Source organism: Pedobacter miscanthi (assembly GCF_032678605.1).
In the GTDB taxonomy this organism is placed as follows: domain Bacteria; phylum Bacteroidota; class Bacteroidia; order Sphingobacteriales; family Sphingobacteriaceae; genus Pedobacter; species Pedobacter miscanthi_A.
Genome location: NZ_JAVTSU010000011.1, coordinates 247,153 through 264,004, shown reverse-complemented (window position 1 = coordinate 264,004; position 16,852 = coordinate 247,153). Strand labels below are relative to the sequence as shown.

Here is a 16,852-nt window from a genome sequence, read left to right as displayed (position 1 = left end):
TATCGCTGAAAATTTAAAGTTTGTAAGGAAAAATAAATTTTTAACCTGACAAAGCCACAGTAGTGAGAAAAATTCATCAAGGAAATAAAACGATTCATCAAGGAAATATGCCTATATGTATAATCTGTTATGATATGTTAAAATGATTTTGAATCTTCGAAACAGATAATAAGGATATCTATGCTTACGAGGTTGGCAGGATTAATTTCCTGCCGACTGAAGAGGCAACTCCACTTTACATTTATTCCATAAATAATAATTTAGTGTTAACGCTCCAGCCGAAGCCCACCTCCTTTAAACAGGGAGGAGCTTAGGTTGTTTTTGTATACCGTGAAGGGTTGCGTTAAATGAAATTGCTGAAAAAAAACTGCCTATTGTATAATATCAGGTATTGCTTGATATAAAGGCTGTAAAAACCTCAATAAAAGGAAGAAATGGTGATTGACTATTTTACTACAATCTGTTTTGGATCGGTAACCACAATTTGTCTTTTACCCTTAAACTCGGTTACAATGCCGGTTACACAAATTTTATTTCCCATAAACATACTGGCCGGTTCTGATGGAAATTTGCTTTCGTCCTCTTTATTAATTACCACTGTAATCAGTTCTTTTGGATAGGCACCGCCTAAGTTGATCAAAGTTAATTTCTCCAATCCTTTTGTACTGTAAACCGAATCGCAAATGGTTACGCTTTTACCAACATATTGGGCTGCATCTTTAGCCAATACCAAAGTCTGGCTTTTTGCATAAAATGCAGGTGCCAATAACAACAGCAGGAGAGATAATTTTTTCATATTGATGGGATGAATGGGTGAAAATGCCAATAATGTGCATTGCATTTGTTTAGCACTGCAAAGTTAAGGCGAATTTGACACAAATCAATAGTAAATGCAAAACAAGCATAAATTTTACATGAACAGGATTTTATCTTCACATAGATATTGTTTAAATTGTAGAACCAATATTGCTAGCCAAATATTTTAAGCCTGTATGAAAGTAGATTACATTGCGTTATCTGTGCCTGTGTTTTTTATCCTGATTGGGGTTGAACTGGCCTATAATTTTTATAAAAAGTTAAATTATTACCGGCTTAACGATAGTATTGCCAATTTAAGTCAGGGGATAGGACAGCAACTCACCGGTATTTTCATGAAAACAGCCTTATTTTTTGGTTATAAATACATTTTTGAGCATTGGCGCTTATTTGAACTGCCAAATACCGTCTGGACCTGGATTCTTTTGTTTATCGGGGTTGATTTTTTTTACTATTGGTTCCACCGGATGAGTCATCAGGTAAATGCTTTGTGGGCATCACATATTGTACATCACCAGTCAGAAGAATATAATTTAACCGTGGCTTTACGCCAAAGCTGGTTTCAGGGCTGGTTTAGCTGGGTATTTTACCTGCCGCTGGCTTTTGTTGGTTTTGATCCGATTATGTTTTTAACACTAAGTTCGTTTAATACCCTATATCAATTTTGGATTCATACCAGGGCAATAAAAAATATGGGCTTTTTAGAATATGTTCTTAATACGCCTTCACATCACCGGGTACATCATGGCTCTAATCCCAAATACATAGATAAAAACCATGCAGGTACGTTAATTATCTGGGATCGTATTTTCGGTACTTTTCAAAAAGAAGAAGAAGAGGTGTATTATGGCATAACCAAACCTTTAGCCAGCTGGAACCCGGTTTGGGCGAACCTGCATTATTGGGATGATCTAGTTAAAACCGCGAGGCAATCGCCAAGAATGAGTGATAAAATTAAAGTTTTTATTAAACCACCAGGTTGGTTTCCTGCTCATTTAGGTGGATTTCAATCTGCACCCGAAATTAATCCGGTAACTTATCAAAAATACAATCCCGTATATCAAACCAAGCTAACGGGTTATGTGCTGGTACAATTTTTAATATCGCTCGCTGCAGGTTCCGCTATTTTATTCTCCTATCATAAACTGGAAACCCTGCCATTAATTTCAGGATCTTTTTTTACCATATTAACCTTAATTACCTGTGGCGCATTGTTGGAGCAGAAAAAATGGCAAATTAAGTTCGAATATTTCAGGTTAATATTTGGCGTTTTATTGGTGCTGATTTTTAAATTCCCTTTAGGTTATCAAGTAATTTTTGTGGCTATCCAGTTAATATCCGTAATTTGGTTTTTTAATTTGCAAAAGGCAAATCCTAATCCCAATGAAGACTAAGTTATTTTCATTTATTTTTTTTCTGGTATTTGTAATCCAGCTTTATGCTGAATATGCCAATAACACCGGGTTGCGCAATTTCTCAAAACCATTAATTGTGGTGGTACTTTTGGTTTGGCTTTATGTAGGCACTCAATTAAAAGGCCGTTTCCACAAGCGGATTTTTACAGGATTAATTTTTGCCTGGGCAGGCGATATCTTACTGATGCTGCAAAACGACAGAAGAAGTTTTTTTATTTTCGGACTGGTTGCTTTTCTGATCTGCCATATTTTCTATATCAGGGCTTTTACACTTGATCATAAATCTAACCCGGCACATAAAACACCTTACTTTTTATGGGCGGTGGGGGCATTTGCTATTTTTTGTGCTGGTTTGTTCTTCTATTTGCAGCCACACCTGGGGGCAATGCAATTTCCGGTTTTAATGTATGCGATTATCATCTGTGTGATGGCGCTTATGGCGGTTAACCGTTATGGTAAGGTGAATATTTTTAGTTTTAAACTAATTTTATACGGTGTGTTATTTTTTCTACTTTCTGATAGCGCATTGGCTGTTAATAAATTTGCTCAGCCCATTCCACAAATCGGCGCTTTAATTATGGCTACTTATATGGTAGCACAATATTTGATTGTTTACGGGACTATTGAAAGGAAGCTAGTAGTGACGAGGACAGAAGTATAGAACGAAATTATAGTTTTTGTTTTTTGAAAAGCAGGGTTCTGTGTTAATCGGTAACTGTAGTCCTGCTATCGTTTCAATCTTTTTAATAGATACTTGTATGCTGAGGCACGAAGCATCTGTTCCATAGCCTGTAGATGCTTCGTGCCTCAGCATGACAGCACATTTGGAGGTACTGCAAATAAAAAAGGATTTTCACTTTATCAGGTTTATAATGATTGGTAACCAATAAAATAGTGGCCTTTCCGTGTGTTATGAGTCTCCGTGGTTCGAAAAAAGATTCTATATCTGTGTTTATCCGTGCTAATCTGTGGTTAACAATAAAATTTATTTCTTTTCTTTATCCAAAACCGTAAAAATCTGTACCAACCGTTCTCCATTTTCATCAACCAAAGTTAAAGTGTGTTTCCCAGGAGGTGGACTAATAGCCAGTTGATGAAAGTTAGTAGTGGTGGCTACATATTCGTTATCAATGTGCCAGTATATTTTCGAACTTGAATTTCTATGTGCAGCATTAATTACAATTTTGCCCCTTGTTCCATCTAATTCGAGCGGAATATAGACTATTGCATTATTTTTTGGATAAATTACCTCCATTACACTATTCCCGCCTGCAGGGTTGCAGCCCTCTTTAAAAGCAGGAAGGTTTTTATAATCGCTGTTTTTTATTTTATAGTAATATTCCATTGCAGGTGGTAAAATAAACCAACTTTTATGCTGCATATTGGTTACGCTTTCACATAAATCGGTAACCCTGTAAGCACCTGTTTTATCTAAATGAACCAGTTTGTGATAGGGGCAAACGGTTGTTTTTTCTCCTGCAACAGGAACCAATTCTTCCACTACATCAGTACAGTATTCGCCGGCTTTATAACCACTCTGCTTACATATTTTTAGTTTTTTGAGTTTGGTTTTAGGTGTTTCGAACCATTTTCCATTAGGTAGCAGCCTAAAAATATCAAACAAAACAGGTGCGGCTGCTTCAATACCCACTAAACCGGGCCTTCCTTCTCCATCGGCGTTGCCCACCCAAACGCATACTACGTAATTTGGCGTTAATCCTACAGCCCAGGCATCACGAAAACCAAAACTGGTACCTGTTTTCCAGGCTACCCTTTGCGATGATGAAAATTGTTCCCAAAGCCCCTCGTCGCCTGGCCGCATCACTTCTTCCATGGCGTTAAAAGTTGCCCAAATGGCACCGTGATCTAAAAATGAATTGCGCTGGTAGTCTTTTTCGTCTTTAGTTGTTTGGTTAAAATAAGTTGCCCGTTTATAATCTTCGGGATTGTAAAGGCCTTTATATGTGTTAAAATGATTCAGGGTGCGTACCATACCCATATAGGTATTGGCTAAATCCCACATGGTTACCTCGCTTCCGCCTAAAATCAACGATAAACCATAATGATCGGCTGGTTGGTTTAATGTACCTATTCCAAGTTTCTTTAACTTATCATAAAAACGTTCGTACTTGTATTGTTGCAGCATTTTTACAGCAGGGATGTTTAAGGAGCGGCTCAGTGCCTTATCTGCAGCAATGGCACCATCATAACCCAAATCGTAATTTTGTGGCGAATAGCCCGCAATTTGTGTCGGAATATCGGGAATTAAAGTATGTGGCAATATAAAACCGTCGTTCATCATACTGGCATAAAGCAAAGGCTTTAGGGTACTGCCCGGACTACGTGGGGCTTTAATCATATCCACGTGGCTTTGCAAGTCAGCATTTTCTGGTTGATAAATATTGCCGACATAACTTACCACCTTGCCTGTACGTGCATCGAGTACCAAAGCCGAAATGTTGTTGATGTCGTTGGCACGATAGCGGTTATTGTACCGTTTTAAAATGGAATTTACTTTTAACTGGATATTTTCATCCAAAGTAGAAGTAATTCTTGTTGAATTAATTTCCAGGCTTTTCCTTTCTGCCTTAAACCGGTTTAATAAATGTGGTGCATTTTGAGGCAAAGGCATAGGTTTACCCGGAACAGGTTCTAATTTTGATAAATTGGCTGTCGCCTGATCGATGTATTTAAGCTGGGCGAGTTTATCTAATAAATCGTTTCTTTTTTTGATGAGTCTGGTGGAGTTTTTACCAGGGTGAACCAAAGATGGACTATTGGGAAGCACTGCAAGGGTAGCCATTTCGCCCCAAGAAAGTGTTTTGGCATCACGGCCGTAATAGCGCCAGCTCGCGGCTTCTAAACCGACAACATTACTCCCGAAGGGCGCATTTGCAGCATATAAACCAAGAATTTCTTCTTTTGAATATTTTAATTCCAAGCGTAAGGCTAAAATCACTTCCAGTAGTTTTTGCCAAACGGTCCGGTCTTGTTTTCTAGATAAACGGATGACCTGCATGGTTAATGTACTGCCACCGCTAACCACACTTTTAGCCCGCCAATTTTGACGCATGGCTCTGCTCATAGCCAAAATATCTACGCCAAAATGGTTGTAAAACCGTTTATCTTCAAAGGCAATAATGCAATCCTTAAATTTTACCGGAATGCTATCTGCCACCGGAAAACGCCACTGTCCATCGCTGGCAATTGCAGCGCTCAATAAATTACCATTGCTGGCTTCAATTACGTAGGAGGTAGGCGTTTTGAAAAGTTTTGAAGGCAGTGAAAATAAAAACGCCAAAAGCAGGACAAAGCAAATCAGATCGGAAAGGAGGAATGCTTTTGGGATTTTGTTCATTTGGTTTCAGAATGGGTTTAAATGTATTGAGCTTTAAATTTCGGTTCGTGGAGACACGAACCAAGGCTTTGAAGAATAAGTTTTGTCGCCATGGTTTGTGCCTCCACGAACCATTAGCGCTTTCTTAGCAAAATGGCCAATTTCAATATGACTTTTTCTCTTGTACTTGAATAAATTATTCATTGTTTTAAATTTCGGTTCGTGGAGACACGAACCAAGGCTTTGAAAAATAAGTTTTATCGCCGTGGTTCGTGTCTCCACGAACCATTTTGTTCTCCACTAAAATTCTAATCTTAAGTCTTTCAAAAAGGAGTATTTTAATTCATTCTTTTCGTAAAATAATGCTGACGAATATAAATAATCTTCGGGTTCTGTTGCTAACTGCCAATGCGCAGTACAAGGGGTATTATGTAAATAATCCAGTTTCTGATATGCAACTTCTGGAGTGTATAAATGTATAGCTAGAGGATCTCTCTGCCAAAATTCGTAATTTTTATTAATTGCATTTGTATGGTAATTGATAAGTTCACCTGGACTTAATAATTTTTTGAATTCGTGGGCAGTATATTTTAAAAATGAACCTTAAACAGTTTCTTTGCCGTTCAGCTCATTTGTTCTCCAAATAGTATGAATATGGTTAGGCATAATTACAAAAGCGAAAATATCAAGTTTTTTAAATTTACTTAGATGCTCAAACGAGCTTAAAATGATATGCTTGAACATATTTTCTTCCAGTAACTTTTGCCATTTGTTTATGGTAGCTGTCCAAAAGTAAATTTGCCCAGTCTCCATGTAGTTCTTTCTTCTGTCTGCAAATATTTTATCCATAATTATTTAATTTCAGTTCGTGGAGACACGAACCAAGGCTTTGAAAAATAAGTTTTATCGCCGTGGTTTGTGTCTCCACGAACCACCGATATATGTATTTTTTCTAAATACTCAAACCTCGCAGGTTTTGAAAACCTGCGAGGTTTAAAATACCTATTTCACTACTTGTACCCACTTACCTGCTTCAGTAGCCGAAATATCATTATTATACATTGCTTCGCATTGAACCGCTGATAAATAATATTTACCTAAATAAGAGGCGTTCAGCAGCACTTTATACACCAAAGTTTCACCTTCTCTTACATTAAAATAGGTAAAAACACGGTCATCCCTGATATCCTGGTAGGTAAAAGGAGAGGAGGCCAATATACTTTGATTATCATTAACCCTTGTATTGATAATTTCCCAACCTGAAGGGAAAATTTGGGTTAACGCCATTTGTTCGTAATAACCCATTCGGCCCGGGTTTTTTACCGTTACTTCAGCGTAAAAATCGGTGCCTTGTTTTAAAGTGGTTGGATCTAAAACTTTGCCATTTAAACGTTTGTAAGTCACGTTCATATCCAGTACGTCTGGTCGGTTTGGTAAGAAATTATTCTGACCAGCAACGGGTTGTCCTTCTAAAACCAACCGTACAAATAATACATTATTGCCATTATTGGTAATTGATGCACTGTTGCCTTTAAAGTTTACAGGTGTGCTATTGATGTATTGATTAGAGTTAACAGGAGCCGTTTTTCCATCCAAAACATATTGGTACTGTAATTTATTGGCCGATTGGTTCGTACCACAGAATTTTGCAATGGCCAATAAACTATAAGCCGTTGTTTGGGTACTGTACCAGGTATTTTCGCCCAATTTGGCCGCTAAAGGTTGTAATAAACTAGCTGCTTTCGCTTTCTGACCGAGTAGGGTAAGGGTTTCTAAAATCATGGCTTCATCACGAACATCAGAGCCATAAGTACCGCCCAATTGTTTGTAAGCCTGGATAGAAGTATCCAAACCCCTGATCATATTTTGGGCAACGTCATTTTGTCCGGCCAGTTTGTATGCTGCCGCCAATCGCCATTTCGCTGCAACAGACAGGTACTCAAAGGCTTTTAAACGATTCATTGCGGCCATCTCTGGCCTTTTAGCCAGTGCAAGCATATACAAACGGTAAGCTTGTGATAAATCGCCACCATAAAAATTATTACTATTTGGGGCCCAATTTGTTGCTTTTGATTTTTGAAAACGCAACAGTTCATCTAAAAGTCCAACAGGTAGGGTATAACCCGCATTTTGTGCTTCCACCAGGAAATGACCGGCATAATTACTTCCCCATTCGTCAGAAGTACCTTCTCCAGGCCAGTAAGATAAACCACCATCGGTAGTTTGGAAACCTTTAAGCCTGTTTATTCCAGCCTTAATATTTTTCTCCGTTGTGGCTTTTTGCTGTCCATTTAACGGACTCAAACGATCAAGGAACAGTTGAGGGAAAATGCCCGAAGTAGTTTGTTCTATGCAACCATGTGGATATTGGATTAAGTAGCTTAACCTTTTACCGAGATTGATGGCCGGGATAGAAGAAACTTCCAATGATCCGGAGTTTGTACCAGTCATTCCGATCGGTAAATAATTTACTGCCCATTTGGTATGTGGCTGTACTGTTGAAGAAACCACATTGGTTACATAAGGATTTGGATTTCTGATATCCATTTCTACGTCGTAAACTGTTTTTTCTGCGCCACTTTGTGCAATCACTTTTACTTTTGCAATTCCAACAGTATTTGGTGCTTTAACTTCAAAATAAGTCATTTGTTCGCCTGTTTGCTTGTAGTAAAGCTGTTGTTTATTAGTTCCCTGAACAATTAAATTGCTTGCCTGAAGTTGTACTGATACATTCTTCAGATTACTTTCGGTAGCAAAAACGGTTACAGGAAGGGTGAAACTTTCCCCTGGGCCAATCACCCGTGGCAGGGTAGCCAATACCATCAAAGGTTTTTTAACCTGAACTGATTTTTCTGCAAAACCATAGGCGGCATCCTGTCCGGCAACTACCATGGCCCTAACAGCACCAATGTATTGAGGCAATTTAAACTTGTGTGTTTTACTTTCGCCTTTGCCAATGGTAAATGGTCCCATAAATTTAACTACAGCCTGAAAACGGTTCGCTTTTGCCGGATTGAGGTTTTTGTTGATACTGCCATCACCACCGATGCTTAAAATACGCTCCAGGTTTCCGCCCCATGCACCCAATACATAGTCGAATAAATCCCATGTTTTAACGCCCAAACCTTCGCGGGCATAAAATGCACCATGCGGATCTGGTGTTTTAAAACGGGTTAAATCCAGCAAACCTTCATCTACAAGTGCAATGGTATAAGTCATTGCTTTGCCGTTCTGTTCTCCAACAGTAATGGTGTTTTCCGTTTCAGGTTTGATTTTATCCAACATCTTTATGGTTGGCTTAAGGATCGTTTGTGGATCTTCCACCGAAAGTGGAATGGCTCCATACATCCTGATCGGCAAATCGTTAACCGTTTGTGCATGAGGTTGCAATAAAGTGATGTTCGCGAATACATTCGGTGCCATTTCTTTTTCTGCTTTAAACTTAAATTGGGTTTGACCGGCTTTGGTATCAACCCAGAAAGTTTTTAATACACGACTTCCGTTTTCGATAGAAATTAATGCTCTGCCGTTCTTTCCGGTAGGAATGGTTAAAGTAATGTCTTCTCCAACGGTAAATTTCTCCTTATTTGCCGTGAAAGATAACATCGAAGCTTCTGTAGGATTGCTGCCCTGCTCGCGCTGTGCCCAACCTGGCCAATCTACATAAACCGATTTTCCGGTAACATGCCCGCCGTTTACGTCACGTACCAAAATTAAATAACGTCCCCATTCTGGTTCATCGACACGTAAATTCCAGCTTCCTTTTCCGTTGAATAAGTTTACCTGGTGACTTTCTACCAACTTATTGTACTGGTTTTGGGTGAAATTGGCATAGGTATACTGATCATCCTGTTCCCACCACCAGCGCCATTGGGTTTTATATAATTCTACGGTAACAGTTTTGGTGCCGCTCAATAATTTTCCATCGGTATTTACATTAACAATTTCGATTTTATGCTCTTTTCCGGTAACCAACATACCGCTTAAACGGTCACCCTTTTCAGGACGGATGCCCAAATAATTGCTGTAAACATGGTAGGGGATACTGAAATTGTCGATACTGAAATTACCTCCAGGTTCGAAAACTTTTGTAGTGAAATTTGCCCTTAATACGCCAGGAGCAGTGTTATTCTCATTTAAGTTGGTATTGATCTGTGCCGTACCGTTTTGGTTTAAAGTCCCCTCGAAAATGGTTTTAACCTGCGATTGGAAGTTAACCGTTGGATTATCGAAACTAAAACCTTCAAAGCCTTTAAACTTGGTTTCGGTGGTGTTTAAATTAACGTCAACCTTGGCTTTTAAATTTTGAGCCACTGCACCGAAGAGCCATTTGGCCGATAGGGTAGCGGCAGAAGTGCCTGTGCTTAAGTACGGCCGGTTACCGATGTTAAAATCAATTTTTAAGCGGTTTGGCATTACCGTTTCAATTTTTAACGTTTTGGTAAAGGTTGCGCCACCTGCTTTAACTTTTGCCATCCAGTTACCTGTAGGGGCTGTACTTTCAGTAGCGGTTTTAAAGGTGTAAAACCCGTTTGTAGGTTTACCATTAATCAGTCGTTTATAAAGCTGACCTTTTGGATTGTAAAACTCCATGGTTACGGGATAATTGGCAGGCAGTTTCTTTAATTTATCTTCGAGAACGAAAGAAACAAATAAACTATCACCCGGACGCCAAACGCCACGTTCGCCATAAATAAAGCCTTTCAAGCCACTTTGTACTACATCACCACCAACATCAAAACGGCTTAAAGGAAGTGAACTTCCATCATCTAATTTGAGGTAACCGCGTTCTGAGCCATTTTTGGCGATTAATAAAAAAGGCTGACGTTTGAGGTCGAATCTTGCAAAACCATCACCATCAGTCTTGGTAGTAAAAATAATCTGCTTTTGGTAATCCATTAATTCGAGGTTGATACCACTTAATGGCTTTGCAGTTAATAAATCGGTTGCGATAATCAGCATCGAATTATCATTTCCGCGCTTAGCTACTAAACCAATGTTCGAAGCAATTAAGTTTCTGCTTGCCCAGCGTTGGTTGGTATAAAATGATGGCGTACAAGGGTTATCTTTATCATTCCATCTGTAATTTGAAGGATAATAATTATTGTACCGTTGCCAGAAATCATCATCTTCATCAATCTTTTCGCCGTAACCTTCATCACTTCCATATTCGGCTTCCTCATCACTTCCATCAGCTTTTTCTACCCCCGCTTTACAGTTGTAGGCATTATATTCTTGTCTGAATGCGATGGTAACACGGTACATGGCACCAGGTTCAGTACGGATCATTTTATCCAGATCGAGTGTAAAACGATTCTTTTTGTGCAGGTTTAGCGCTTTATCTTCGTCTAAACGTACGGTTTTCTGCAAAATAGGTTTTGCCACCCTGCGGAGTTCGTTCCCATCTTTATAACTGTTGGTTTGGAAAAACTGAGGAATATTGTTTTCGTAAATTTTAATTACGGTTACATCAACTGCTTTCAAATTGATCGCTTCGAATGGTAAAACAAGTTTTCCTGAGTTTGGTAAAATGGTACCGGCACCCGCAATGGTAACTGATGGCAATTTATCCTCGAAAACGAGGTTAGCTACCTTACCGCTCGTTAATGTTTTAGCATTAATATTCTCCACACCAGCGTTTACACTTAAAGTATAATTGCCCTTTAATTCTTCAGGGGCATAAACTTTAACCTGACTGGCATCAATGGTATACCTCACATCGCTTAAATTCCCTAACGTAATCATCCCGGTTAAATCCTGACCTACGCCAATCGGCTCCGAAAATTGTACCAAAGCATAATCTTCTTCTCCCTGAATGGCTTTCATATCCAGGATTTCGAATTTATTGATGGATGGAACACGAACTTCTACTTCACCTTTCTGGTCAGCATCAATAGCATCACCATCCCATTTTACTTTTAAATTCTGATCATTGCCAGTCTTTTTGATACTATCGATGGTAAATTTTGAAATGTTTTTTGCGGGATCATGCTGCCATTTAATTTTTAATTTCTGATCAAAATCCAATGAAAGTGTTTTCTCTATCTTACCGGTTTCTTCTACATCGGCAGTGGCCACTTCGCCAGTTAACTTCATATAATCAAGGGAAGTATTATTCTGCGAAACCAAACCATTTTGCATCAGCATGATGCCTGGCGTAATCACTTTAAACTCAAAATCGAAATCTTCAAGCCCTTTTTCGGTAGCAGAAACTTCCGATAGCTTAAAAGTAGCATCGTAATTTTTCCCGGGCTTCAGGTTTTCATCAGGTCTGAACTCTACCGTTTGCGGATCGATCCAATAGGTTTTGCCGGAAATAGAAGGGGAGAAGTCGAAAAGTTCACGCGAATCGGCCTTGCCCAAATCCTGCATACCAGTTGCCGCATTGGCGAGGTGTACGCGAATAAAACTTTTTTTGGAAATGGTTCCGGAGGTATAGGCTTCGATGTATTTGGCATAAGCCTGATTTTCTTCGTGATTTTTCTTTTTCCGGTTGAAATATATAAATACAATTGCTGCAATAGAAAGGACAAGCAATCCGATAAAAATAAATTTCTTTTTTGAGGACGACTGGTAGGTAGATGGTTGTTCCATAGGATGAATTCGTTAAGATAAATGAGAATATAATGTTGCGGTTGGAGCAATTGCTATGCCGTAATTGATCTGAATAATCCGAAAAACCCATATTCTTTCTGAAAATTAACTAAAATACACGTTAAAATAAATAATGTTGAAAATTAAAGCGAATGGTTTGTTCATTTGCATGGATTTGGATAAGTTTACACCATCAACCCAATACAACCAGATATGATCAAGAAACTCTTAATTTTTTCGTGTTTATTAATTTCTACACATTTTTGTTTTGCGCAAAAAGCAGAGGTGGAAGAGGCAGTAAATAAACTAACCAAACTGATGGTTACGCCTGATAGTGCTGCATTAGATAAAATGGTGCTGAATCATTTAAGTTATGGCCACTCGAGTGGAAAAATTCAAACCAAACAGGAGTTTTTACACTCTTTACTTTCCGGCGAATCTGATTTTGTAGATATCAATTTAACCGATCAATCTGTTATTATCCAAAATAAAACAGCTTTGGTTCGTCATACCCTGAATGCAAAAACCAATGATAAAAACGTTCCTGGAAACGTAAAATTGTATATCCTTTTAATCTGGAGTAAAGAAAAATCAGACTGGAAATTAATTGGAAGACAAGCGGTTAAGGTGCCTTAGCTGAGTTTGCAGTTTTGGGAGCAGAACCGGCAGAAATTATAAGCGATTTATAGTCTGTTTTTAGTTTGGATTTTGAGAACTAACAGTTTGTAATCAGTATTTTTCTTCACTGCTTAAATCGGTAGAAAAAGACTCCAAACTCCCAGCTTAAAACTCTAAACTACTTTATCATCACCCCCGGTTTGTTTACCAATGGGATTTTAATCAAATTAGAATCGATGATACTTTCGGGAAGGAAAATAAATTTTTTATCGTAAATGGTGCTGCCAATGTAGTAGCTTAACCAGTATTCGTTCGTTAGGCCAAACACCTCCGGATCTATGGCTTCTACGCCGGCAAAAGAATTGGCTTTCATATCACCTACAAAATGCCGCAAAACAGAAGTTTTTACCTGTTTGCCGTCTTTTTCGCCATAACCTTTAGAGCTGATTAAGACGTTAGTAATCGGCTCATCTTTTAGATTAACGAGATAAACCGTCCAGCTGCTTACCTCTGGTGTTTCGCCCATCAATACTACGGCCATCGCAATATCTTCAACTGTATTTTCTGGTAAATCTGATTTCAAACGGGTTAACTGTTTAAACGGTTAATTGTAATGTGTAAATTATTGATTTTTGGATGATATAATTACTTATCCTACCATCCAAAAATCCTTTAATTTTGATCCTATTTCTTTTTGGCTACCGCCTTTTTTGCAGGTGCCGCTTTTTTCTTTGCCGGAGCCTTTTTCTTTGTTTCGAAAGCGTTCGGTACCTGCTCTACAATCATTTTCTTTACCACCTCTAAATCAATATCAACGAGTTCTTCTGGTGTATATTTCTGTTTGGTTGTCTCGTTATACCTCAGCTTAAGCATCAATTTGCCAAAACGGATAAACGGTCCCCAACGGCCATTTTCGATAGAAATTTTCTCTGCATCCCAGGTTTTAATAAAACGGTTGGCTTCTTTTTCTACTTTCTTGCCGATTAAAGTATTGATATCTTCCTGTGATAAATTGTCGAAATCGTAACCTTTTGCCGGGATATTGATAAACAAATCATTCCACTTAATAAACGGACCGAAACGGCCTTTGCCTTTGGTAACGCCCAAACCTTCGTAGTGGGCAATTGGTGCATCATCATCCATTTTCTGTTTGATAATTTCAACAGCTCTTTCATAAGTAACAGATAATGGCTCTTCGTTTTTTGGAAGTGAAATAAAACTTTCGCCCCATTTTACATAAGGTCCGAAACGGCCAACACCAATCATTACTTCTTTGCCTTCAAAATCTGGCAATTGGAAAGGAAGTTTAAATAACTCTAAGGCATCACCTAAAGTAATGGTCGCTACCGATTGATTACGCATTAAACTCGCATAACGCGGCTTTTCTTCTTCATCCAGTTCGCCAATCTGCACCAATGGCCCAAATTTACCTACTTTGGTATATACATTTTTACCTGTTGCAGGGTCTAATCCTAATAAACGCTCACCTGTAGCACGCTCAGCGTTTTCTAAAGTGGTTTCTACTTCGCTATGAAAAGGATTATAAAAAGAATGCAGCATTTTAGTCCACTCTTGTAAACCCTGAGCAATTTCGTCAAATTCCTTTTCTACCTTGGCGGTAAAGTTAAAATCGACAATTCCTTTAAAATGTTCCACTAAGAAATCGTTAACCACCTCCCCGATATCGGTAGGGAAGAGTTTCGATTTCTCTGCACCAGTAATTTCTGATTTAATTTCTTTTTTTACCTGTCCGTCAGCTAAAACGATGGAAGTGAATTTACGTTGTTTTCCGTCTCTATCTTCTTTAACCACATAACCACGGTTTTGTACAGTAGAAATGGTTGGTGCATAAGTAGACGGGCGGCCGATGCCCAGTTCTTCTAATTTCTTAACCAAACTGGCCTCTGTATATCTGGCAGGTGGACGTGAATAACGTTCTGTTGCCTGCATTTCTTTTAAAAATAATTCCTGTCCTTTAGCTAAAGGAGGCAAAATTGCACCACCTTCTTTTTCTTCTCCTTCTTCATCATCAGTTGATTCCAGGTAAACTTTTAAGAAACCATCGAATTTTAATACCTCACCTTCGGCAACTAAATGTTCTTTTCTGGTTGAAGCGGTGATTTGAGCCGTTGTTTTTTCGAACAATGCTTCACTCATCTGCGATGCAATTGCACGTTTCCAGATCAGGTCGTATAAACGTTTCTCCGAAATATCACCATCTACCGTATGTCTGTCGAAATAAGTAGGGCGGATGGCCTCGTGAGCCTCCTGTGCGCCGGCCGATTTGGTTTTATAAACGCGGTGTTGATGATATTTATCGCCGTAAGCTGATTTAATCTCAGCAGCAGCAGCATTTAATGCAGTTTCCGATAAGTTTACAGAGTCTGTTCTCATGTAGGTAACCTTACCGGCTTCATACAACCTTTGTGCCACCTGCATGGTTCTGGCTACCGAAAAACCTAATTTTCTCGAGGCTTCCTGTTGCAGGGTAGAGGTGGTAAAAGGAGCCGCTGGGTTACGTTTTGCCGGACGGGTTTCTAAACTGGTAATGTCGAACTTGGCATTAACACAATCCTGAAGATATTTTTCGGCGTCCGCTTCGCTTTCAAAACGCTGAGGCAATTCTGCCTTAACCATTTCTTTTCCTTTACCGGTAGAAAACTGTGCGGTAATTTTATAGGCAGCAGCGGCGTTAAAGTTTAAAACCTCCCTTTCTCTATCTACAATTAAACGTACGGCAACAGATTGTACACGGCCTGCAGAAAGTGATGGTTTTACCTTTTTCCATAAAACAGGCGAAAGTTCGAAACCTACCAACCTATCTAATACGCGGCGTGCCTGTTGTGCATTTACCAGGTTATAATCGATTCCACGCGGACTATCAATTGCTTTTAAAATTGCAGGTTTGGTAATTTCGTGAAAAACAATACGTTTCGTTTTCTCCACTTTAAGACCTAAAGTTTCGAATAAATGCCACGAAATGGCTTCTCCCTCACGGTCCTCATCGGATGCTAGCCATACCATTTCGGCTTCCTTAGCTAGCTTTTTCAGTTCGGCGACTACGTTTTTCTTATCGGCAGGTACCTCGTAGGTCTGGGCAAAGTTATTTTTAATATCAATCGCCATATCTCCCTTCACTAGGTCACGAATATGACCATAGCTAGATTTTACCAGGAAATCTTTTCCCAGGTATCCTTCTATGGTTTTAGCTTTTGCGGGTGACTCGACGATTAATAAATTTTTTGCCATGAAATACGTTTTTGTGCAAATAAAGCTATAATTAAAGCATAAATCCAAACCTGCGTGGATTTTTATACAATTTTTTTATTAAATGTTGGTAAAATATGTTCGTTTATAGTGTGATTTTAATCAGGTTTTAATCTTGTACCTTAGACCTCGCAGGTTTTCGAAACCTGCGAGGTCTAAAAATTCCATCTTACCTTTTACCTCATCCATCATATTATTTACAGCCACATTACATCAAGGCAACCGATTTGTACCTATATTCGTATATAAAAATAAAAACAACGATGATCAGCACTATTTTAATCTTATTAAACTTATTGGTATCGCCACCAAAAAATGTTTACGATTTCAGCTTTAAAACCATTGATGGTAAAGAAATTAAACTATCTAAATTTAAAGGCAAAAAAATCCTAATTGTTAATACGGCCTCTAAATGCGGTTTTACACCACAATACGAAGATTTAGAAAAACTTCAGAAAGAATATGGCAAAAAAGTAGTCTTAATCGGTTTTCCGGCAGGTAACTTTGGCGGTCAGGAGTTTTCTACCAATGCCGAAATTAAAGAGTTTTGTACCGGAAAGTACAATGTTTCGTTTTTACTTGCAGAAAAAAGTAGTGTTAAAGGGGATGACATTAGTCCATTGTTTAAATACCTTACCTCGCAAACCAACACGGAAGAGCAGGGCGACATTAAATGGAACTTTGAGAAATTCTTAATCAACGAAAAAGGAGAGTTGGTACACCGTTTTCGTTCTAAAACAAAACCTACAGACGAAGTGATTGTAAAGAACCTGTAGAGAGGTGTAAATGTGAGGTGGAGAATGGA

The 16,852-nt window shown here is 38.7% G+C and carries 10 protein-coding genes; 4 read left to right on the top strand and 6 right to left on the bottom strand.

Going from position 1 to position 16,852, the window contains the following annotated elements:
* Positions 1-445: 445 nt before the first annotated feature.
* Positions 446-796, bottom strand: coding sequence for a hypothetical protein (locus R2R28_RS17840; protein ID WP_316827043.1), 351 nt, complete (start codon positions 794-796; stop codon positions 446-448).
* A 196-nt stretch (positions 797-992) separates the two neighbouring features.
* On the opposite strand from R2R28_RS17840, the gene R2R28_RS17835 reads away from it, so the two are divergent.
* Both R2R28_RS17835 and R2R28_RS17830 read left to right on the top strand, forming a co-directional pair.
* Complete coding sequence (locus tag R2R28_RS17835) at positions 993-2,210, top strand: sterol desaturase family protein (RefSeq protein ID WP_316827042.1); 1,218 nt, start codon at positions 993-995, stop codon at positions 2,208-2,210.
* Positions 2,200-2,892, top strand: a complete 693-nt coding sequence (locus R2R28_RS17830; RefSeq protein ID WP_316827041.1) for a lysoplasmalogenase — start codon at positions 2,200-2,202, stop codon at positions 2,890-2,892. Before R2R28_RS17835 ends, R2R28_RS17830 begins: the two co-directional genes overlap by 11 nt.
* 324 nt (positions 2,893-3,216) lie before the next feature.
* On the opposite strand, the gene pbpC is transcribed toward R2R28_RS17830, so the two are convergent.
* The 3 genes from pbpC to R2R28_RS17815 form a co-directional block, all read right to left on the bottom strand.
* Positions 3,217-5,589 (bottom strand): penicillin-binding protein 1C, encoded by a 2,373-nt coding sequence (pbpC, locus tag R2R28_RS17825; RefSeq protein WP_316827040.1) that lies wholly within the window; start codon positions 5,587-5,589, stop codon positions 3,217-3,219.
* Positions 5,590-6,171: 582 nt separating this feature from the next.
* On the bottom strand, positions 6,172-6,417 hold the full coding sequence (locus R2R28_RS17820) for a hypothetical protein (RefSeq protein ID WP_316827039.1): 246 nt from the start codon (positions 6,415-6,417) through the stop codon (positions 6,172-6,174).
* Positions 6,418-6,570: 153 nt separating this feature from the next.
* Positions 6,571-12,162: an alpha-2-macroglobulin family protein gene (locus R2R28_RS17815; protein ID WP_316827038.1), complete on the bottom strand. Its 5,592-nt coding sequence runs from the start codon at positions 12,160-12,162 to the stop codon at positions 6,571-6,573.
* 213 nt (positions 12,163-12,375) lie between these two features.
* Between R2R28_RS17815 and R2R28_RS17810 the strand changes: the two genes are divergently transcribed.
* Positions 12,376-12,798, top strand: a complete 423-nt coding sequence (locus R2R28_RS17810; protein ID WP_316827037.1) for a nuclear transport factor 2 family protein — start codon at positions 12,376-12,378, stop codon at positions 12,796-12,798.
* A gap of 160 nt (positions 12,799-12,958) precedes the next feature.
* Here R2R28_RS17810 and R2R28_RS17805 read toward each other — a convergent pair whose 3' ends face one another.
* Together R2R28_RS17805 and topA are read right to left on the bottom strand one after the other, a co-directional pair.
* Positions 12,959-13,363 (bottom strand): hypothetical protein, encoded by a 405-nt coding sequence (locus R2R28_RS17805; protein ID WP_316827036.1) that lies wholly within the window; start codon positions 13,361-13,363, stop codon positions 12,959-12,961.
* 101 nt (positions 13,364-13,464) lie between these two features.
* A complete protein-coding gene (gene topA, locus R2R28_RS17800; protein WP_316827035.1) occupies positions 13,465-16,029 on the bottom strand; it encodes a type I DNA topoisomerase in 2,565 nt (854 codons plus the stop codon).
* 281 nt (positions 16,030-16,310) lie between these two features.
* Here topA and R2R28_RS17795 point away from each other — a divergent pair, with 281 nt between their 5' ends.
* Positions 16,311-16,823, top strand: a complete 513-nt coding sequence (locus R2R28_RS17795) for a glutathione peroxidase (RefSeq protein ID WP_316827034.1) — start codon at positions 16,311-16,313, stop codon at positions 16,821-16,823.
* The last annotated feature ends 29 nt before the right edge of the window (positions 16,824-16,852 follow it).